The 20,205-nt window shown below is 70.2% G+C and carries 15 protein-coding genes; 7 read left to right on the top strand and 8 right to left on the bottom strand.

Annotated elements, in window-relative coordinates; all coding sequences use genetic code 11:
- Positions 1 to 18 precede the first annotated feature (18 nt).
- Positions 19 to 2,649 carry a DUF4132 domain-containing protein gene (locus QSK21_RS34885; RefSeq protein WP_285702017.1) on the top strand — a complete coding sequence of 877 codons (2,631 nt, stop codon included), beginning with the start codon at positions 19 to 21 and terminating at the stop codon, positions 2,647 to 2,649.
- Between the two features lie 1,186 nt (positions 2,650 to 3,835).
- On the opposite strand, the gene QSK21_RS34880 is transcribed toward QSK21_RS34885, so the two are convergent.
- The 8 genes from QSK21_RS34880 to QSK21_RS34845 form a co-directional block, all read right to left on the bottom strand.
- Entirely contained in the window at positions 3,836 to 5,359 is a 1,524-nt protein-coding gene (locus QSK21_RS34880; RefSeq protein ID WP_285702016.1) for a hydrogenase large subunit, read from the bottom strand.
- Positions 5,356 to 6,837, bottom strand: a complete 1,482-nt coding sequence (locus tag QSK21_RS34875; protein WP_285702014.1) for a proton-conducting transporter transmembrane domain-containing protein — start codon at positions 6,835 to 6,837, stop codon at positions 5,356 to 5,358. Before QSK21_RS34875 ends, QSK21_RS34880 begins: the two co-directional genes overlap by 4 nt.
- On the bottom strand, positions 6,837 to 7,496 hold the full coding sequence (locus QSK21_RS34870) for a hypothetical protein (protein WP_285702012.1): 660 nt from the start codon (positions 7,494 to 7,496) through the stop codon (positions 6,837 to 6,839). Before QSK21_RS34870 ends, QSK21_RS34875 begins: the two co-directional genes overlap by 1 nt.
- The gene (locus tag QSK21_RS34865) at positions 7,493 to 8,440 is read right to left on the bottom strand and encodes a respiratory chain complex I subunit 1 family protein (RefSeq protein ID WP_285702029.1); all 948 of its coding nucleotides are present in this window, start codon (positions 8,438 to 8,440) and stop codon (positions 7,493 to 7,495) included. Before QSK21_RS34865 ends, QSK21_RS34870 begins: the two co-directional genes overlap by 4 nt.
- A gap of 5 nt (positions 8,441 to 8,445) precedes the next feature.
- Positions 8,446 to 10,341 carry a proton-conducting transporter transmembrane domain-containing protein gene (locus QSK21_RS34860; protein ID WP_285702010.1) on the bottom strand — a complete coding sequence of 632 codons (1,896 nt, stop codon included), beginning with the start codon at positions 10,339 to 10,341 and terminating at the stop codon, positions 8,446 to 8,448.
- A gap of 131 nt (positions 10,342 to 10,472) precedes the next feature.
- The gene (locus tag QSK21_RS34855; protein WP_285702008.1) at positions 10,473 to 10,961 is read right to left on the bottom strand and encodes an NADH-quinone oxidoreductase subunit B family protein; all 489 of its coding nucleotides are present in this window, start codon (positions 10,959 to 10,961) and stop codon (positions 10,473 to 10,475) included.
- A gap of 121 nt (positions 10,962 to 11,082) precedes the next feature.
- Positions 11,083 to 11,436 (bottom strand): ArsR/SmtB family transcription factor, encoded by a 354-nt coding sequence (locus tag QSK21_RS34850; RefSeq protein WP_285702006.1) that lies wholly within the window; start codon positions 11,434 to 11,436, stop codon positions 11,083 to 11,085.
- Between the two features lie 205 nt (positions 11,437 to 11,641).
- The gene (locus QSK21_RS34845) at positions 11,642 to 12,949 is read right to left on the bottom strand and encodes an amidohydrolase family protein (RefSeq protein WP_285702004.1); all 1,308 of its coding nucleotides are present in this window, start codon (positions 12,947 to 12,949) and stop codon (positions 11,642 to 11,644) included.
- A gap of 403 nt (positions 12,950 to 13,352) precedes the next feature.
- On the opposite strand from QSK21_RS34845, the gene QSK21_RS34840 reads away from it, so the two are divergent.
- The 6 genes from QSK21_RS34840 (at position 13,353) to QSK21_RS34815 (ending at position 19,986) form a co-directional block, all read left to right on the top strand.
- Entirely contained in the window at positions 13,353 to 13,997 is a 645-nt protein-coding gene (locus tag QSK21_RS34840; protein ID WP_285702003.1) for a hypothetical protein, read from the top strand.
- Between the two features lie 343 nt (positions 13,998 to 14,340).
- Positions 14,341 to 16,290 carry a RiPP maturation radical SAM C-methyltransferase gene (locus QSK21_RS34835; protein ID WP_352231374.1) on the top strand — a complete coding sequence of 650 codons (1,950 nt, stop codon included), beginning with the start codon at positions 14,341 to 14,343 and terminating at the stop codon, positions 16,288 to 16,290.
- 12 nt (positions 16,291 to 16,302) lie between these two features.
- Positions 16,303 to 16,959, top strand: coding sequence for a DUF5825 family protein (locus tag QSK21_RS34830; protein ID WP_285702000.1), 657 nt, complete (start codon positions 16,303 to 16,305; stop codon positions 16,957 to 16,959).
- A gap of 479 nt (positions 16,960 to 17,438) precedes the next feature.
- The gene (locus QSK21_RS34825) at positions 17,439 to 18,431 is read left to right on the top strand and encodes a CgnE/CgnB domain-containing protein (RefSeq protein ID WP_502871628.1); all 993 of its coding nucleotides are present in this window, start codon (positions 17,439 to 17,441) and stop codon (positions 18,429 to 18,431) included.
- Positions 18,432 to 18,484: 53 nt separating this feature from the next.
- Positions 18,485 to 18,625, top strand: coding sequence for a hypothetical protein (locus QSK21_RS34820; protein ID WP_285701997.1), 141 nt, complete (start codon positions 18,485 to 18,487; stop codon positions 18,623 to 18,625).
- Between the two features lie 71 nt (positions 18,626 to 18,696).
- Positions 18,697 to 19,986, top strand: coding sequence for an amidohydrolase family protein (locus QSK21_RS34815; RefSeq protein ID WP_285701995.1), 1,290 nt, complete (start codon positions 18,697 to 18,699; stop codon positions 19,984 to 19,986).
- The last annotated feature ends 219 nt before the right edge of the window (positions 19,987 to 20,205 follow it).

Below are 20,205 nucleotides of genomic sequence, written 5' to 3'. Positions count from 1 at the left end.
GGGTTCTAGGGTGCCGGCATGAGCGATCGACTCCCCGATGAAGACGTGCTGGTGATTCCAAAGTCGTGGCGCGCGGAGATCCATCCTCGTCGCGGCGGGTTGGCGCCGGCGCGTGAGGTCGTTCTCGACCCGTCCGCGCCCGAGCGGCTCCGGCAGAGGTTGGACGCGGTCCGGCGCGACATCGACCGGGTCCTCAGTGCCCTCACGCGCGGCACCTCACGGGACGTCGACGCGGAACTTCTCACGGCGGCTTGGGCCTACTTGCAGGGTAAGCCCGATCCCAAGGGCGCGGCCGCGATCGCGCAGATCGAGGCGTCGGTCATCCGCAGCGAGAAGCGACGGCTCGCGTCCCGCGACGACTGGATCGACGCGTGGGTCATCGAGCACGGCCTCGCCTTCGCCGCCCGCGCGTCCGCGGAAGTCGACCAGGTCACCGCCCTGGCATTGCACGACCGGTACATGCTCCAGTACGGCCGCGATCGCGAGTACTACGCCGAGCGCGCGGACTGGGCGCTGGGCACTCCCGGTCACCGGATGCGCGCTCTCCTCGCCGCCGCCCGCGAGAACGACTACGCGGAGGCCGTGGAAACCCTCGCGAACCATCGCAAGAGCCCGATGCAGAAGCTCGTGGTGTCCTATCTGGTCCCGACGCGGCATGACTGGGTGCAGGAATGCCTGCGGCTGCGCGTGTCATCGAGCCACGCCACGAGGCTGATGTGGTGCGCGGTCGGGGCCACCGATCAGATCGGGGATCTCCACCTGTGCCCTCCCTACGAGCCTTGGGAGAGTGATTTCGGGTTCCTGCCGGGGACGGTAGCCACGATGATCGAGGGCGTCGGCCCGGCCATAGCACCCGTCCTGGCGGAAAGCCTTGACGCCGAGTCCGAGGTGAAGGTTCGCAAGGCGTACATCGACGGGCTCGCCGTGATTCCCACCGACGAGGCGTTCGGGCTCGTGGTCGAGCGGTTCGACCAGCCCGACGTCCGGTCCGTCCTGGCGACGATGATGAATCGTTTTCCAAGGCGTGCGCTGCGCCTGCTGGCACCGCTCGCCGTAGGTGACTCCAAGCGGGTTCGGTCGGTGGCCATACTGCTCAGTGAGCATCTGCGCACCTGGCCCGAGCTGGATACCGGGGACCTTCCCGTTGAGATCCGCTCGGCCATCGACGCGGCGGGAGGCGCCTTGGTGCCCGAGGCCGCGGTGAGCGACCTGCCCAAGGCGTTGGCTTCCGGGCCTGTGCAGGACCCGCCGGCCTGGGCGGCGCCTGCGTTCCTGCCGCAACTGCTCCTCCGCGGCCGTGATCGGGCCCTGCCGGCGGAGGCGACCGCCCGGCTGATCGTCGCGTTGTCCAAAACGGGCCCGCGCCGCGCACCGGCCGCGCCGTTCCGGACGGCGCTGGAGGCGTGCGATCCCGGCTCGCTGGCCGAGTGGGGCTGGGCGCTTTACGACCGATGGCGGAACTCCACCGAAGTGGAGGACAACGGCTGGCCGCTGTCGCAGCTCCGCTGGACCGGTGACGCGGAGACGGCGCGCCGGCTCGGCGCCATGGCCCGGGCCGCGACCTTCTACGACGGCCACAAACCGGCACTGAACGCGCTGACGGTGCTCGCCTCGATGGAATCCGACGTCGCACTGATGCAGCTCAGCATGGTCACCACAAAGGCCAAGACCAAGGGCGTCAAGAAGCGGGCGCGCAAACTGCTCGAGCAACTCGCACTGGACCGCGGGCTGACGTCGGAGCAGCTCGCCGACCGTCTCGTCCCCGACTTCGGCCTGGACGCCGACGGCGGCATGACCCTCGACTACGGGCCGCGCCGCTTCCGGGTCGGCTTCGATGAGCAGCTCACACCGCAGGTGTTCGACGAGAACGGCGCGCTGCGCAAAACGCTTCCCAAGCCGGGTGCCAAGGACGACCCCGAACTCGCGCCCGCCTCCTACCGCACGTTCGCCGGGTTGAAGAAGGACGTCCGCGCGCTGGCCGGGGAGCAGATCCGGCGCATGGAGGCTGCCATGGTGCAAGGGCGGCACTGGGACATCGGTGAATTTCACGATCTACTCGTCCACCACCCGCTCATGTGGCACATCACGCGGCGTCTGGTCTGGTCGCACAGCGACGGCGACGGCCCGACAACGGTGTTCCGGCTCGCCGAGGACCGCACGCCGGCCGACCGTGACGACGAGGCCCTGACGCTTTGGGCCTCCGGAACCGTGCGGATCGCCCATCCGGTGCACCTGGGCGACGACCTGGGGCTCTGGGCCGACACGTTCGCCGACTACGAGATCCTGCAGCCGTTCCCGCAGCTCGGCCGTCCCATCTACGCCTTCGGCGAAGACGAGCGCGACGCCCGCGAGTTGAAGCGGTTCGAAGGGCGCACCGTCCCGCCGGGCAAGGCGCTGGGCTTGGAACGCCAGGGATGGGTCCGCGGCGCCGCGGAGGAAAGAGGCATGCAACCGAGCCTCACCTTCACGGTGCCCCAAGGCCCGACGCTCACCATCGAGATCAGCCCGGGCATCCCGGCGTGGAACCCGGGCCGCACCGAAACACAGACGCTCATGGCCGTAAAAATCAACGGGGCGACCTTCGGCGAACTGGATGCGGTGACCGCCTCCGAACTCCTGTTGACCTTGCACACGATCACGGAGCCGTAAACGCCGACACAGGACGGACGCACCGAGCACACAGGCAGGAACGCGGTGCAGCTTGGCCTACTGCCGCTCCAGATCCGCCACGGCCTCCCGGGTGAGCCGCTGGATGGTCTCCGCGAGTTCCTCCGACCCCATCCGCATCGCCCGTGAATCGATGTGGAGTTCGCGCAATCCCGAGAATCAGAGCCGCGGCCGTCCTGCCCGACAAGCCCGGACAACCGCTCGTTGAGTTCCGCGGGTCGCTCGACGATGCGCCGTGCCTTCGCGGCCACGGCTTCCATGTCGATGCCGAGCAATTGCTAAAAATCCGGAAACACTCCCCGTCATGAGCGGCGGCGATCGGCAGAGGCGGGGATGCGGTCCGAAGACCACCGGCCGGAAACAGGTAGGCGGCTCATGCCGCCACACAACCCTTATATGAGCCCGGCTCGCGGAAACCCCCATCCCCGCGTGCGCGGGCAGGAAGGCCTGCTGTCGGGCCGGTCCGGGTCGCCGGGACCATCCCGCTCGCGCGGGGAGAATGGCCTGGGCTGAGCTGGATGTTTCAGCGCAGCGGACCAACCCCCGCTCGCGCGGGGAGAACTGCTCCATGCCCCGGTAGGCTGGCTGCACGAGCGGACCACCCGCGCTCGCGCAGGGAGAACCAGGCCCGCAGGAACGCCGGACGCGATGTGTGCGGACCACCCGCGCTCGCGCGGGGAGAATCCTGGGGAGTGCGCCGGTTCCGGAGAAGGCGCCGGACCACCCCCGCGTGCGCGGGGAGCAGCGATACGAATTAGCTTCAAACACGGCATGCTGGGGACCATCCCCGCACGCGCGGGGAGAACAGGTCCGCAGCATCGAACTGGCCGAAGTTGACCGGACCACCCCGCTCGCGCGGGAGAACTCCGGGCGCGGTGGATCCCGGACGCTGACGACCGGACCGCTTCCGCTCGCGCGGGGAAAACCCGCCAATGCCGATCACCTGGACCGTGGGATTCGGACCAACCCCCGCTCGCGCGGGGGGGAACTGCCGCAGGGCCTCGGCGGTGCCGTCGCCGTACGGACCACCCTCGCTCGCGCGGGGAGAACGCGTCTCCGGGAAACCTGATCATCGCGTCTGACGGAACACTCCCGCTCGCGCGGGGAGAACCGCCCGAGGTTTTCCTGGAGTGGCGGACCATCCCCGCTGGTCGCAGGCTGCGTCACGTCACAGGTCGTTGCCGGCGTAGGAGAGGTTGAAGCTCTTGTTGACCAGGGGAAAGTCGGGGACGATCGCGCCGGTCAGGGCGATCGGCAGGGCGGGCCAGTTGAAGAACGAGGGGTCAACGATCTTGGTGCGGGTGAGGGTGCCGTCGGGGGCGAGTTCGACGCGGTGGACGATGGTGCCGCGCCAGCCCTCGACGATGCCGACACCGGAGGCCGGGCCGACCGGCGGGACGGGTGGTGGGGCGAGCGGTTGCCGGTGGATGCTCGGGCCGAGGTCGCCGGTCAGGTCGTTGATGAACGCGATGGAGGCGGTGATCTCGCGGGCGCGGATCTGGAAGCGGGCCAGCACGTCGCCGGTGTCGGCGGTCGGTACGGCCGGTGCCGCCCGCAGGTCGGCGAAGGGATGGTCGCGGCGTGCGTCGGCGTCCAGTCCGCTGGCGCGGGCGACGTAGCCGAGGGCGCCCAGGTCGCGTGCCGCCTGGGTGCTCAGCGGCGCGGTGCCGGTGAAGCGGTCGGCGACCACGGTGTGGCCGAGCGCCAGTTCGACGATCTCGGCGATGTCGGCCTCGACGGCGCCCAGCGTCGCGGGGTCGGGGAGGGCGCGCAGGACGGCGCCGCCGAGGTGGACGCCGCCGCGCAGCAGCCGATGCCCGGTGACCTGGGCGTTGAGGCGGAGCAGCCGCTCGCGGACACGGCCGAACTGGGCGTTGAGAATCGAGTGGCCCACGTCGTTGCACAGCGCGCCCAGATCGGTGACGTGGTTGTAGAGGCGTTCGAGTTCCAGCAGTATCGCCCGCGCGCGTTGCGCCTCGGGCGCGACCCGTACGTCGGCGGCCTCTTCGACGGCCAGGCAGAAGGCCAGGGTGTGGCCGACGGTGGTGTCGCCGCTGACGCGCTCGGCGAGCGGCACGGCATCGGCGGGGAGCCGTCCCTGGAAGAGCTTCTCGATGCCTTTGTGGACGAACCACAGGCGGGCCTTGAGCTTGAGGATGCTTTCGCCGACGACGGAGAAGCGGAAATGGCCAGGTTCGATGAGCCCGGCGTGCACGGGACCGACCGGGATCTCGTACACGCCCGTGCCTTCGACCTGGACGAACGGGTAGGGCCCCTCCGGGTCGCCGAACCGCGGTGGCGGCCCGGCGTCGTCCCGCATCGGGTACCAGCCGCGGGGCCAGTGGTGGTGGCGGACGAGGCGGCGCGGGAGCGGATGATCCTGCGGGACGATGCCGTACAGGTCGTGCATCTCGCGTTCGAAGCGGCCTGCCGGGAAGCTGATGCCGGCCAGGCTGGGCAGGACCGGATCGGCGGCGTCCAGGCGGACGTGCAGTTCGGTGCGGCGGTCCGGCCCGGTGCGGGTGAACAGGTACACCACGCGCAGGCCGCCGGGATCCTGGTGCGCCGCCACAAGGGCCAGGCGGGCGCCGTCGCCCAGCAGGGCGGCCGCCTGTTCCGGCAGCGCGGCGGCGTCGACCTCGGCGCTGGTACGTTCCGGCCGGGGCACGGCGGCGGCGTCGGTTGGGCTCATCGGTGTGCTCCCAGGACGGCGGCGGCCTGGTCCAGAAGGTCGTGCAGCGGGCCGAGGCCGATTCCGATCGCGGCGCAGCCCAGGAGCCCCAGGACGAGGGCCGCCGTCCCCGTTCTGGACGGGCGGAGGGGGAAGGCGGCGGCGCCGGGGCCGGTCCGCGGGGTGCCGAGCAGCATCATGCCCGTCCGGGCGGCGAGGGCGGCGGTGATGACCAGGAGCAGGACCAGCGCGGTGGCGACGGCCCAGCCGAGCCCGGCCGCGAAACCGGCGCGGAAGACGCCGAGTTCGCTGGCGAACGGGCCGAACGGCGGGAAGCCGAGCAACGCGATCACGGCCGTGCCGAACCCGCAGGCCACGACCGGGGAGCGGGCGGCGAGACCGCGCACGGCGTCGATCCGGCTGCTGCCGACGGCCTGGTGGATGTGCCCGGACGCCAGGAAGGCGACCGACTTGGCCAGGCCATGCCCGAGGATGTGCAGGAGCACGGCCATCACGGCGAGGCGTGACCCGATCGCGGCGCCCAGGGCGAGCAGGCCCATGTGCTCGATGCTGGAGTAGGCGAGCATCCGCTTGAAGTCGCGCTGGGCCAGTAGGAGCACGGTGGCGATGGCGAGCGAGGCCAACGCGAGGATCAGCAGCAGCGTCCGCGCGGGACCCGTGCCGAGCGCGGCGTCGGCGATCATCTTGACGCGCAGGACGGCGTAGAAGGCGACCGGCAGAAGGACGCCGGACATCAGCGCGGACACGGGTGCGGGGGCCTGGCTGTGCGCGTCGGGCAGCCAGGCGTGCAGGGGCGCGAGGCCCGCCTTGGTGCCGAAGCCGAGGATCAGCAGGGCGGCGGCGAGGCGCGTCACGTCCGGGTCCAGTCGCCCGGCGTGTACGGAAAGCCGCATCCAGTCCAGCGCGCCCGAGGACGGGACGTGCGCGTGCCGGGCGGCGAAGTGCAGCAGGACGATGCCCAGGAACGCCAGCGCGATGCCGGTGGAGCAGATCACCACGTACTTCCAGGCGGCCTCGGTGGCGTTGCGCGTGCGGTGGTAGCCGACCAGGAACGCGGTCAGGATCGTGGTGGCCTCGATCGCGATCCACAGGACGCCCAGCCCGGAGGCGAGCACCGCCAACGCCATCGCGGCGACGAACCCCTGCGTGAGCAGACCGTAGCGACGCATGTCCCGTGCGGTGCCGTGCCCGGCGGCGTGCTCGGCGTCCAGGTAGCCGGGGCTCGCGAGCATCGCCGGCAGCGCGACCGCGCCGATCACGATCAGCATGAACGCGCTGAGGGCGTCCGCCCGCAGCAGCCCGCCCAGGCCGGTGACCGGCGCGTCCATGGCGCGGATGGCCAGCGTCACGGCGGCGGCCAGCAGTGCGGCGGCCGCGACGGTGCCCAGCCAGGCCGTGGCGCGCCGCCACCCCAGGGCGGCGTACGCACCGGCCGCCAGCGCCGGCGCCCCGACCGGGGCGATCAACAGCAGCGTCATCAGTCCCGCAACTCCCGCAGGTCGTCCAGGTCGGTGTCGCCGAACGCGGCGCGGATCCGGGCGGTCAGCACCTGGAGCACGAGCACGGCCAGCAGCACGTCCAGAGAGACGCCGAGCTCGACGATGAGCGGCACTCCCGAGGTGGTCAGGAACGCCACCGCCGTGATGCCGTTGTCCACCAGCAGGAACCCCACGACCTGCGACAGGGCGCGCCGCCTGGTGACCAGCACGAAGAAGCCGATCAGCACCACGGTCAGGGCGACCGGCACCGCCTGCACCGCGGGCGAGGGGGCCAGGCTCACCACCGGGCGGGTCACGGCGTAGGCGAGCAGGGCCAGCAGGGCGGCGATCACCAGCGAGGCCGCCACGTTCACCCGGGGATCGGTCTCCCGGACCGCGCCCCCGGCGCCCATGGCGCGACGCAGCAGCCAGGGCAGCGCGACCGCGCGCAGCAGCCCGATGCCCGCCGCGAGGCCGATCACCTCCGAGTCGCCCTCCTCGACGCCGAGCACGGCGACCAGGCAGGCGAGGGCCACGCCCTGGGCGGCGAACAGCCGTACGATCGCGGCCAGGTCGCGCCGCCACAGCACCAGCACCCCGGTGAGGAGGAACGCCCCGCAGGCCAGGTCCAGCAGTTGCACGTACAGGGTGTGGTTCACGGGGCCGCCAGGAAGTAGGACGCGGCGACCGCCAGCAGCGCCAGCACGAAGGAGCCGGCGAGCAGCTCGGGCACGCGGAACATGCGGAGCTTGGCCATGAACACCTCACCGGCGGCGAGCGCCCCGCCGAGCAGCGCGACCTTGGCGGCGAAGGCCGCGAGCGCGATGGGCAGCATCGCCAGGGACGCGCCGGCGATCCCCCAGGGCGCGAACAGGTTGGCGACCAGGCCGAGCAGGATCGTCAGGCGCATCGCCGACGCCCACTCCACCAGTGCCAGGTCCGGGCCGGAGTACTCCAGGACCATCGCCTCGTGGATCATCGTCAGTTCGAGGTGCGTGGACGGGTTGTCCACCGGGATCCGCCCGGTCTCGGCGATGGCCACCACCGCCAGCGCGACCGCGGCCAGCACGCTCACCGGGGAGACCACGCTCTGCGGGTCGTGCAGCGTGGAGGTGACGATGGCGCCGAGGTTGGTGGAGCCGACCCGTACCGACAACGCGAAGATCGATACGAGGATGGTGGGCTCGACCAGCGCCATCACCGTCATCTCGCGGCTGGCCCCCATCCCGCCGAAGGCGGTGCCGGTGTCCAGCCCGGCCAGCGCGAGCGCGACCGTGCCCAGCGCCAGCAGGGCGGTCACCGCGAACAGGTCCGCGGCGCCGTCCAGCGGCGACGCCGTGGTGGCGATCGGCATCACGGCCGCGATCACCAGGGCCGTGCCCGCCAGCACCAGCGGCGTGATCCGGAAGATCGGGCCCGTGCCGTCCGGGGTGATCGGTTCCTTGCGCAGGAGCTTGCGCAGGTCCCGCCACGGCTGGAGGACACCGGCCCCGGCACGTCCTTCCAGGCGGGCACGCACCTGCCGCATCACGCCCACCAGCAGCGGCGCCCCGGCACCGACCAGTGCCACCTGGGCGGCCGCCGCCACCGTACCCGCGACCATCGTGCTCACCGCAGCACCGTCAGCACGATCAGCACACCGGTGAACGCGGAGAACCCGTACCCGAGGTAGCGGTGCACACTGCCGTTGGCCAGCGGGCGTGCCGCCCGCCCGGTCCACGCCACCGCGGCCAGCACCGGCCGATACAGCCGGTGTTCGATCCGGTCGCCCACCCGCGCCTGGTAGGTCACGCGCTCCACCAGGTACGCCGACTCGGCGCGCGGCGTGACGTCCAGGTCGGTCTCGGGCGCCAGCACGTCGTCGAACACCCGCTGTAGCGGTTCGGCGAACGAGGTCGCGGTGTACTCCATCCGCGCCGACATCGGTCCGGCACCGCAATCCCACAGGCGTGCGCGCCGCCGCGCCCGCCGCGACGCGACCGCGCGCAGCAGGGCGACCAGCCCGACCACCGCGATCAGCAGCGCGGCCGCGATGATGATCGGGGACATGGTGCTCGCCAGACCCGCCAAGCGCAGTGTCGCCGCGCCGGTCACCGCCTCCGGCCCCGGCGCCGCCACCGCGATCGCGCGGGAGAGACCCGACGCCGCCCAGCCTGGGGCCAGCGCAAGCGCCAGGCAGCACACGGCCGCGATGGCCATCCCCGTCACCATCGTCACGGGGCTTTCGTGGGCCTGCCCGGCCTCACGTGTGCGCGGCCGGGCCAGGAAGCCCACACCGAACGCCTTGACGAACGTGGCGATCGCCAGGCCCGCCGACAGCGCCACCACCGCCACGGCCAGCGGCATCACGACCGCCGCGATCGTGCCGCCCGAGGGCAGCGCGTGGATCAGGCTCTGCACCAGCAGCCACTCGCTCACGAACCCGCTGCCCAGCGGCAGCGCCGAGGCCATCAGCGCCCCGATGCCGAACAGCGCGGTGGTGGCCGGCATCGGCGACCGCAGCCCGCCCAGCGCGTCCAGGTCCCGGGTCCCGGTGGCGTGCAGCACCGAACCCGCCGCCAGGAAGAGCAGCGTCTTGAACCCCGCGTGGTTGACCAGGTGCAGCAACGCGGCGGTCATCGCCAGTGCCGCCAGCGGACGCGCGCCCGAGGCGGCGAAGAAGCCGCAGGCGCCGACCCCCACCAGCACCAGCCCCATGTTCTCGCAGGTCGAGTACGCCAGCAGGCGCTTGAGATCGGTGGCCACCGCCGCCTGCAAGATCCCGTACAACGCCGACACCGCGCCCGCCCCGAGCACCACCAGCCACCACCAGACGGGGCCGCCGCCCAGCAGGTCGAACCCCACCCGCACGATCCCGTACACGCCCAGGTTGACCATCGCCGCGCTCATCAGCGCCGACACGTGGCTCGGCGCCTCGGGGTGGGCGCGCGGCAGCCACACGTGCAGCGGCACGATGCCCGCCTTGGACGCGAAACCGACGAAGGTCACGACGAACACCGCGTCGCGCACCGGCGAAGACAAGCCCTCGGATGCCACGCGCAGCCGCGCGAACGTCTCCCCGTCCGCCGCCGCCGCGAACCCGGCCAGACCGGCCAGGATGACCACCAGGCCCAGGTGCGTCATGACCGCGTACCACAGCCCGGCCTCGGCCACCGCCGCGCGCCGCCGATGCTCGGCCACGACCAGCAGCAGCGAGGTCAGCGCCATCAACTCCCACGCGACCAGGAACGTGCTCACACTGGCCGCCGCAGGCACCAGCAGCATCGCCGCCACGAACAACGGGACCATCGCCTGGGTGATCCGGCCGTCCAAACCCTGGCCGTCGGACCCGGGACGGGCGTAGCCCACTCCGTACACGGCGACGCACACCGCCACCGCACCCGTGACCGCGAGGAAGACCCCGCTGAGCGGATCGACCGCCAACCAGACCCCGGCCAGCGGCAGCAGATCCGGCACCCTGGCCTCCCAGGAGTGCCCGGTCAGCGCCGCCACGCCTGCGACCACGCCCGCCGCCCCTGCGGCACCTGTCCCCAGCGCCGTCCCCGCACGGCGGGCCTTTCGCGGCAGCAGCGTCCCCGCCCCGGCGGCGACCAGACTTGCCCCAAGCCCAGCGGACAGCGCCCCACCCGTAAGGCTCATCGGCCGGAAAGCGCTCGCAACGTGGCCACGATCGCCTCCGGCTCCGGAGGGCACCCGGGCACCTCGGCGTCCACCGGCACCACGTCACCCACGGCGCCGACCACGCCGTACGCGCCGGCGAACGCCCCGCAGTTCCGGGCGCAGTCCCCCAAGGCCACGACGACCTTCGGCTCGGGGACGGCCTCATACGTACGGCGCAACGCCACCTGCATGTTGCGGGTCACCGGCCCGGTCACCAGCAGCGCATCGGCATGCCTCGGCGAGGCCACCAGCCGCACCCCGTAACGCTCGGCGTCGTAGACCGGGCCGAACGCCGACGCGATCTCCACTTCGCAGCCGTTGCACGACCCCGCGTCCACGTGCCGGACCTGCACCGAACCGCCGAGCTCCCGGACGTTGGCCGGGGGTACGCCCTCGTGGCGCTGGGGCGGCGGCTCCGCGACCCGGCCCGTCTCACGGATCTTGCGCAGCAGACGTTTCACCATGCCCCTCAACGTGAGAATCGCGCCCACGGCGCCAGCCCGCAGGAAGGACTAGCATCCTGCGCAATTGCCAACATTAGCAACTCGTGGCACACCGGAAGGACGGGTCCCACCGGCGACGGGCTCAGGAGCGGCCGGACCCCTCGGCGGTGCCGGCGGCCCGCAGATCGTCCAGCAGCTCCGCCTGCACGGAGAGCACCCCCGACAGGATCTCCCGGGCGACGGCCAGCAGCTCGGCCACGCGCGGGCTGGTCAGCGAGTAGATGACCGTGGAGCCCTCCTTGCGGTAGACCACCAGTCCCGCACGGCGCAGCACCGCCAGTTGCTGGGACAGATGAGCCGGCTCGATCCCCACCTCGGGCAGCATCTCGGCCACCGCGTGGTCCCGCTCACTGAGCAACTCCAGGACCCGGATCCGGGCCGGATGCCCCAGTGTCTTGAAGAACTCCGCTTTCAGCTGGTACAGCGGCGCGCTCACCGTGCTCGATCCCCTTCCGCTCACCCTGACGCCAGATTGCGACGCGCCGACCCAACTGACAACATCGGCAATTTCCAACATTAGCAAGCGGGTTTTCAGGACCGGGGCACGCGAGCGGCCGTGAGCGGCCGTCGCGTGCCGCGGGGCGTGGTTCGCGGGCGCAGGCGTGTCGAGCGACACCCAGGGGTCTTGCCCGGCCGTTGACTCAGGCGGATCTGCTGATCTGGGGCACATCGGGCTCGTCGAGCCAGTGGCGGCCCCGTGGTTCGGGGATCCGATGGGCCGTGGTCCGCTGGGACGCCTCGCCCTGCCCGATGTCGGAGGGACGCGGGCCGATGCGCCGTGCGATCGGCATCAGTTCCTCGCGGTCGAAACCGAAGATCTCCACGGCCGCCTCGCCGAGTATCACCCGGGTCTCGTCCACCGGAACATCGGCGAACATGTGCGTGAGCCATTCCCGGGTGTACGGCCACGTACCTTCCGGGTGCGGGAAGTCGTTGCCCCACAGGATGTTGCCCACGCCGATCTGATGGCGGTCGGCCAGCTCCTTGCGCAGGGCCGTGGAGCCGCCCACGAAGCAGTTGGTGTCGAAGTACTCGCTCGGCCGCCGCTTCATGTGCTCGCCGAAACCGGCCAGCTTCTTCGTGCCATGCCGGCGGTCGAACGCCACGTCCATCTGCCAGAGCAGGTTCGCGACCCACCACAGACCGCACTCCTGCACGCCGAAACGCAGCCGCGGGAACCGCTCGAAGACGCCGCTCCAGATGAAGAACCACATGGGACGCGCCGACCACCAGAAGACCTCGGTGGCGTACAGCCCCAGATGTCGGCCGAGGTCCGCGCTGGGGGCCGCGCCGGCGTGGGTCTGGACGGGAAGGCCCAGTTCCTCGCAGACGGCCCAGACCTTGTCGTATTCCCCGTCGTGGTAGGGACGGTTCCCGTGCCCCCACAGGGAGGGGATCATGATGCCGCCGCGCAGGCCGTCCGCGTGGGCACGGCGGATCTCGGCCACCGCGCCCTCGACGTTCCCGACGATGGGGGCGACGATCACGCCGCGCCGCCGCGCGGGGCTCTGCCGGCAGAGGTCGGCCAGCCACCTGTTGTGCGCACGGGCGCCGGCGAGCGCGAGCTCGGGATCGTAGTCCGCGCCGGACATGCCGATGCCCGCGCCGAAGGGCACCGCCGTGGTGCCCGACTCGCCATCGGCGTCCGGGAAGATCACCTCGCCGGTGACGCCGTCCCGGTCCAGCTCCCGATCCCTGCGCGCGGCGTCCCAGCCACCCCGCAGGCCCTCGTCGTTCTCCGCGTGCCACTCGCTGACGAACTCCTGGTCGTGCATCTTCTCGCGCACGCGGGCGGTGGCCTTCAGCAGTTCCACGTGGCGGTCCAGGTGCGGGTGGTACCTGGACTCCAGGAAATCCCGGTACTGGTCGGCCCGCAGCCCGGCATGGGTGTCGGAGGAAATGATCAGGAAGGGAGTGCTCTCGGCCGCTTCGCCAACGTGTGCAGGCACGCTCTTCCTCCTGGTGTCGTGACGCTGTGGATGATGCGGGGACTTGCGGATGAGCCGGCACCGCACGGCACTCGGGACCGTCGCCGTCCCAGGTCATTGAGATTGTTCTCGGCCGGCCGGCGGTCGTTCAATAATCATTTCCGGGGATCGTCATACTTCCTCTGTACGCGGGAACGCCGTCGGGGTCCCCGGGGGGAGCTTGACGCCCCATCGAAGATCTACCAGCATAAAATGCGGCACGCCGACATTAAGATGCGCGCGACGTCGCCGTACAAAGCACCATGGGGATTGATACCGGCGGGAGGACACCCATCACCAGCCGCTCTCGTACGTCTCCATCGGGTGCGGGCCGGACGCCATGACGCGGAACTGACCCACCGATACGGAAAGTGGACGCAAAGGCATGATCTTCGCCGTCATCGTGGCCTGTGACATCGGCTTCTGGGTCGTCCTCGGCGCCGGGCTCGTGGCACGTTATCTGCTCGGCCGGCGGCAGCTCGGCGCGGCGCTGCTCGCGGGTGTTCCGCTCATCGATCTTATTCTCCTCATCGCCTCCTATCTCGATCTGCGCGCGGGGGCGACGGCCGGGGCCGAGCACGGGCTCGCGGCCGTGTACATCGGGTTCTCCGTGGTGTTCGGGCCGAGCACGGTCCGGTGGGCCGATGCCCGGTTCGCGCACCGCTGGGCCGGTGGGCCTCCTCCGCGCCGGCCGCCCAAGACCGGCAAGGCCGCCGTGCGCTACGAGTGGCGCCAGTTCGGCAAGGCGTGCCTGACATGGGTCATCACCTGCGGGCTGCTGCTCGCGATCATCGTGGCCATCGACGACCCCGACCGCACCGGGGACCTCTGGCCATGGATCAGGTCCATGACGGTCATGCTGTCGGTCTGGGTGATCTTCCCGATCTGGGTGACGCTCTCGCCCGACGATGACGACGAGGACGACGACGCGAAGAGCGACGAGAAGAGCGGCGAGAAGGTCGACGCGAAGAACGGCGAGAAGGGCGACGGGAAGAACTCGGGGCGGGACCAGGGCGACGGCCGGCGGTGAGCCGCGGATGCCGCGGTAATAGCTCCGGGTCGCCAGAAGTATTCACCCCGATGTACTCAGTTCGACCGACGGCGAGTACTCAACAAGAACTGCCCGGCACCGCCATCGGGCGGATTCCATGCCCTTTGACCTGGGCGAATGACAATGCCCGGAGCGCCGCACGCCGCATTGCCGGAACATCCCGAATCCCTCTTGACCCGGGCATGGGCATTTGATCTCTCTTGACAGTTCACGCCGGAATACCGAGCATCGCATGCATCGGCGTTGAAAGCGATAAAGGAGATGGCTCCGCCCGGCGGGCGCGGCGGGAGAGGCCGGGCGGCTCCGGGTCCGTTCCCCGTCGATGCCCTCGCCCCTGCGAACGATAAAGGTGATCATGCGTATTCTCCTGGTCTCGATGCCATGGGCATCGATCGACATGCCCCCCATCGCCCTGGGAATCCTCACCCGGATCGCGCGGACCCGGCTCGAAGGGGTGGAGGTCCGCACCGTCTACGGGCACCTCGACTATGCCGACTGGCTCCGCGAGCGATGCCCGCTGACCTTGCGGGACTACAAGTTCTTCGCCACCGACACCCATTTCGAGAGCTGCGGGGAGTGGGTGTTCGCCTCCGCGCTGCACGAGAAGGAACGTCACGCCGAGGAGTTCGAGCAGAAGGCGCGTGCCGAGTTCCCCGGGGAACGGGTCGACCTGATGCTCAGGCTGCGTGCGCTGAGCGACGAGTTCGTCCGGACCTTCGCCGAGCGCATCGTCGCGATGGAGCCCGACGTCGTCGGGTTCACCTCCACCTTCCAGCAGAACGTGGCCTCGCTGGCCGCGGCCCGGCACATCAAGCGCCTCGCCCCGCACATCGTGACGGTGTTCGGCGGCGCCAACTGCGACGGCCCTCAGGGAGCCGCCGTTCACCGCAACTTCCCCTACGTCGACCACGTCGTCCGCGGGGAGGGTGAGCTGAGCTTTCCGGCGCTGATCGAGGCGCTACGCGGCAACGGGGACTTCGCGGACATCCCGGGTCTGTGCTGGCGGCGGGCGGACGGCACCTCCGTGGCCAACGCCATGGAGGAGAAGCCTCTCCCGCCCGGTGTGCTGGTGCCGCCCGACTATGACGAGTACTTCCAGCGGTGGTCGACGTCGGTGGCGCGCTCCTGGGTCGAACCGGTCCTCGTCGTGGAAGGCGCGCGAGGATGCTGGTGGGGCGCCAAGCACCATTGCACGTTCTGCGGTCTCAACGGCTCCTTCATGGAGTTCCGCAGCAAGAGTCCCGGACGGTTCTACGACGAGATCATGGAGCTCGTCGAACGCCACCGGGTCCTCGATCTCTACGTGGTCGACAACATCCTGGACATGTCCTACATCACCTCGCTCCTGCCGCGGCTGGCCGAGGCGGACTACGACCTGCGCCTCACCTGCGAGGTGAAGTCGAACCTGCGGCGGCACCAACTCCAGGCCCTCGCCGACGCGGGCATCGTCACGATCCAGCCGGGCATCGAGAACCTGAGCAGCCGTGTCCTGAAACTGATGGACAAGGGAGTGACGGGCTGCCAGAACGTGCGCGTCATCAGGGACGCCGACCCGCTGGGCATCAAGGTCTACTGGAACTACCTCTACGGGTTCCCAGGGGAGACGCCCGCCGACTACACGAGCGTCATCGAACAACTACCGGCACTGCACCATCTCGCGCCGCCCATGGGCGCCAGCCGAATCGCGATCGAACGGTTCAGCCCGTACTTCAACCAGCCCGACCTGGGATTCCCGGACCTGCGGCCCGCCCGTTCACACCGGCTGATCTACGACCTGCCGGAAAGCGAGTGCTACGACCTCACCTACATCTTCGACGCGCGGCCGGCGGGGATCGGCGAGGATGTCGCCGACCGGCTGCGAGACGCCGTCGCCGACTGGCACCGGGCGGCGGCCGAAAGCCGTCTCACCTATCACGACCTGGGCGAGAGCATCGTCCTCGTCAACACGCGGCCGCACTTCTCCTGGTCGACGCTCGTCATCGACGATCCGGTGGAACGCGCGCTGTTCCGCCTGCTGGACGACCCACGCAGCATTCCCGTGCTGTCCCGCAAGCTCTCGGCCGAGTTCGCCGAGGAAGCCTGCTCCGAAGAGGCCGTCTCCCGGATCCTCGCGGACTGGCGCGGCCTCGGCATCGTCTTCACCGACAACGACCACTTCATCCAGGTCGCGGCCGTGGCGGTCAACCGCGAGCTCGAACGGACCAGATCGACCGTCCACCAGCGGGCCGCGAGCACCGCGCCGCAGGCGTCGCGACTGGTCGCGCAGCGCTGAGGAGGAGGTCCCATGTCGAACATCAGGGTCACGCTCTGGCGGGACTACACGGAAGCGGCCTGGGAGATCCCGGAGATGTTCCTCGGCGACGCCGAGGCCGAGGAGGGAGCGCCCGCCGCCTCCGCCCTCCGGTTCAGCGAGCAGGGCGCTCGCAGGGTCGACCTCGCCGACGACGTCGACATCCGGAGGGGCGCCGATCACGGCCTCGCCCTGGAACAGCTCTCGCTCATCCGGGAGCTCACCAGGATCGGCCTGTGGGCGCACTGGACGCTGAGGTGTGAGGACGACTTCCCGGTCTCCCTCTTCCAGCACCTCTACCCCCCCTCCGCCGTCGTCCAAGGCGATGTCCTGCACGGCGATGGCGTGCAAGGCGATGGTGACGCCGCCCGCCGATGGCGGATGGCGTACCGCTTCGGGAGCCTGTCCTACCGGAAGGGCCCCGGATTCATTCAGATCAGTGACTCCCGGACGACCGGCAAACGCCGGCTCACCTTCAGCCGCCAGACCGACCTCGACGCCGTCAGGGTCCTCGACCGGGGAGCCCCGCTCGACTCGGTCCCCCCGGCCGTCGCGAGCGCGTTCCGCGCGCATCGGCTCGTCGCGGACATCGGCCCTTACCTCTGGTGGCTGCCATACCGTGTCCGCCGCTGGCCTGACCCGCGAGGTTGAGCAGCCCACGCGCCCGGTAGCCGCCGGGTGCCGTACGACCCGCCCAGCGCAGGCACCGTTCGACGCCAGGAGGCTGTGCCGCGCCATGGACGTCCTCCACCGCACGGCCCCGCAGGTCCAGGCCGGCGGGGCCGTGCGACGCCCGGGTCCGGCCGGCCCCTCCCCCGGTTGTCCTTCTGTCCTGACCAGCACCCGAACGGGGCCGACAACGGGGTACCCGGCACTGCAGATTTCGCTGTAAGGCGTGTACTAATTCTGGATTAGTCCACGGCCCGACGCGCACCCAAAACATTCGGTCCGACCAGGGAGAATGCCCGGTGACTATATATTTTGATGGACCGCGAACCGACCGAACTGCACTTCTCCAGAACCCCGAACCTGTTTGCCGGATTGGTCTTGACACCCTTCGGGGTGGTGCGCATTATTGCCTTGGTAACTGGACATGAATCGGATTGCGAGACGGGCGAAAGAGGGATCATATGTCCAGCAGCGGGCACGACGACACCGCCACGGTCTCGACCGCGGGACTCCGCGATATCTTTCCGAGCGGAGAAATCTTTGCGGTGGGCGACGACGATTCACTTCTTGAGGCGGCGTCCCGATACGGGCTGACCGGCGTCCCGCTGGCCGAGGCCGACGAACTCGATGACGGGGCCAACGTGGTCCTCTTCCTGCGGAACACATTGCTCAGCAGGGAGATCCGCAAGCGTTTCCGCAGGGCCAGGGTACTGCTCGTCCCGATCTCCAGTTTCGATCCCGAACTCGACACCGCCCTTTACACGCTGCGGCTCACGCTTATGACGGATTACCGGGCCGCGTGCGAGCGCACCCGCACGTGGATCGACGACCTCGGGAGCCGGACCGACCCGGTCACCTTCGTCTCGAACGGCCCGTGCTCGGCGGGGGAACCCGGATCCCGGTTCGTCTGCAAGCTCGCCGACAACCTCACCATCGACGCCTGGCCCTCGCCGGCGATCGCCACCGGGCAGTGGGTCAGCGTGGGGAGCTACTGCGAGGTCGCCCTCACCACCCGGCCCTCGCCGGACCGCCCGCGTCCCTTCACCATCGACGGCACCGTCGCGGCGGCAGGCGTCCTGGTCGCCCGGGACCCGCGGTTCGACGAGGCCGGCGACGCCCGGATCCGGGCCGCCCACGATCTCCGCCGGGAGCTCGGCAAACGCGCGCCGATCATCCTGCGGCTCAAGGGCGGCGTGCTCACCGACCTGCGCGCGGACGGGGAGGACTTCACCGACGCGCTCCTCGAGGTGACGAACCCCGCGTACGGGCTGCACGCCACCGAGCTCGGTCTCGGGACCAACCAGCACGTCCTGCCGCACGTGGACTGGGCGTTCAATTCGCAACTCAACGAGGGCGCGGGACCGGTGCACATCGGTTTCGGCGAGGGCATCACCGGCGCCCATATGGACTTCGTGGTCGCGGACGCGACCCCTCATTTCGGCTCGTCGGTCTGACGAGCCGACATCGATGTCCCTGTTCGTTCGACAAGGAAAGGGGGTGAAATCACATGCGCAACCTGGTTATCTCCGACCAGTCGTGGACCCTGTCCGAGCCGGCGGAAGCACAGGTCGAGGCTCCGGAGGTCCAGGAGCTGGACGAGCCGGACGAGCTGGAGCACTCGCTCAGCTTCTCGTACGCGCGGATCTGATCTGAGGTTCGCTCAGTGGGGCGGCGGTGTTCATTCCGCCGCCCCATCTCTCCGTTTGGAAGGATTCGCTCATGGTCTCAGCGGACCGTCACATCGTGATCTCGGTGGACTGCCATGGCGGTGCGCCGCTCACCGGATACAGGGATTATCTGGAGTCGTCCTATCTGGAGGAGTTCGACCGCTGGGCGGCGACCTACGAGATCCCCTATGAGGACATGAAAGGCGAGGACGGTTCCCGCAACTGGGATTCCGATCGCCGGCTGAAGGACCTCGAGAACGATGGAATCGTGGCGGAGGTGCTCTACCCCAACACCGTTCCGCCGTTCTTCTCCACCTCCTCTTTGGCGAGCGGCCAGGCCGCCGTGCGGAACACGGAGGAGCTGTGCCGCCGACGGGCGGGATTGCAGGCGCACAACCGCTGGGCGGCGGACTTCTGCTCGATGGCGAAGGGACGCCGGGCGGCCGTGATCCAGGTCATGTTGCACGACATCGACGCGGCGATCGACGACATCCGCGCGGCCGTCGATTCGGGGTTGCGCGGCGGGGTGCTGCTTCCGGGCGCGCCCCCGGGATCGGGTCTTCCGCCGCTCTACTATCACGACTACTACGGCCCCTTGTGGGAGACCTGCGTCGAGCTGGGCATCCCGATCAACTGCCACAGCGGCGGCTCCGGCCCGAGGACGGGCGACCGGCCGGAGGACGACATGTTCTTCCTCATGGACATGAAGTGGTGGGACCAGCGGACGCTGCGCCACCTCATCCTGGGCGGCGTGCTCGAACGGTACCCGGAGCTCAAGGTCGTGTTCACCGAGGTGGGGGTCGGCTGGATCCCGGCCCTGCTCAAGTCCATGGACCGCTTCTTCGACTCGGCGCGCACCTCCACCGGGCTGGCCGGCGAGGACGTGACCTACCGCGGGTCCCATGTGATCGATCAGTTGTCCCTGCGCCCCAGCGAGTACTGGCAGCGGCAGTGCTACGTGGGGGCGAGCTTCCTGCACCCGAGCGAGACCGCCAAGCGAGGGCTCGTCGGCGTCGACAAGATCATGTGGGGCAGCGACTACCCCCATGTCGAGGCCAGCTTCCCCTACTCCAAGGAGGCGATCCGCTTCGCCTTCGCGGGCGTGCCCGCCGACGAGGCGGCGTCCATGCTCGCCGGGAACGCGGCCGACCTGTACGGGTTCTCGCTGGACGAGCTCCGCTCGGCGGCCGAACGGATCGGGCCGGGACGGGAGGAGGTCGCGGCCGGGGTCGATCCGTCGACCCTGCCGCCCGACGCGGCCAAGTGCCCCGCGTTCGCCGGGGCCATGCCCGGGGCGGCGCTGACCCAGATGGGCGACAACCGAAAGTTCGGCGAGCAGTGACCGCGTACCGGCTCGGCGAAGGCCCGGCGGCCTCTCCGAACGGCGTCCGCCGGGCCGGCCCGCCGCGGCCCTCGCCCATCGCGCGGGAGGTGACATGACCTACGCCATCCAGGCCGATGGCCTGGTGAAGCGCTTCGGGGACACCCAGGCGCTGGCAGGGGTGTCCTTCACCGCCCAGACAGGAACGGTGCTGGGCATGCTCGGCCCCAACGGCGCCGG

The sequence above is a fragment of the Actinomadura sp. NBRC 104412 genome, from assembly GCF_030269515.1.
Lineage (GTDB): Bacteria > Actinomycetota > Actinomycetes > Streptosporangiales > Streptosporangiaceae > Spirillospora.
The sequence above is the reverse complement of the archived record's forward strand: the minus strand, read 5'-3'. Positions and strand labels throughout refer to the sequence as shown.

Excerpts from the sequence above, each read along its gene's own strand:
- QSK21_RS34885 (WP_285702017.1), top strand. The coding sequence starts at position 19 with ATGAGCGATCGACTCCCCGATGAAGACGTGCTGGTGATTCCAAAGTCG.
- QSK21_RS34880 (WP_285702016.1), bottom strand. The coding sequence starts at position 5,359 with ATGAGCCCAACCGACGCCGCCGCCGTGCCCCGGCCGGAACGTACCAGC.
- QSK21_RS34875 (WP_285702014.1), bottom strand. The coding sequence starts at position 6,837 with ATGACGCTGCTGTTGATCGCCCCGGTCGGGGCGCCGGCGCTGGCGGCC.
- QSK21_RS34865 (WP_285702029.1), bottom strand. The coding sequence starts at position 8,440 with ATGGTCGCGGGTACGGTGGCGGCGGCCGCCCAGGTGGCACTGGTCGGT.
- QSK21_RS34855 (WP_285702008.1), bottom strand. The coding sequence starts at position 10,961 with ATGGTGAAACGTCTGCTGCGCAAGATCCGTGAGACGGGCCGGGTCGCG.
- QSK21_RS34840 (WP_285702003.1), top strand. The coding sequence starts at position 13,353 with ATGATCTTCGCCGTCATCGTGGCCTGTGACATCGGCTTCTGGGTCGTC.
- QSK21_RS34835 (WP_352231374.1), top strand. The coding sequence starts at position 14,341 with ATGCCCTCGCCCCTGCGAACGATAAAGGTGATCATGCGTATTCTCCTG.
- QSK21_RS34830 (WP_285702000.1), top strand. The coding sequence starts at position 16,303 with ATGTCGAACATCAGGGTCACGCTCTGGCGGGACTACACGGAAGCGGCC.
- QSK21_RS34825 (WP_502871628.1), top strand. The coding sequence starts at position 17,439 with ATGTCCAGCAGCGGGCACGACGACACCGCCACGGTCTCGACCGCGGGA.
- QSK21_RS34820 (WP_285701997.1), top strand. The coding sequence starts at position 18,485 with ATGCGCAACCTGGTTATCTCCGACCAGTCGTGGACCCTGTCCGAGCCG.
- QSK21_RS34815 (WP_285701995.1), top strand. The coding sequence starts at position 18,697 with ATGGTCTCAGCGGACCGTCACATCGTGATCTCGGTGGACTGCCATGGC.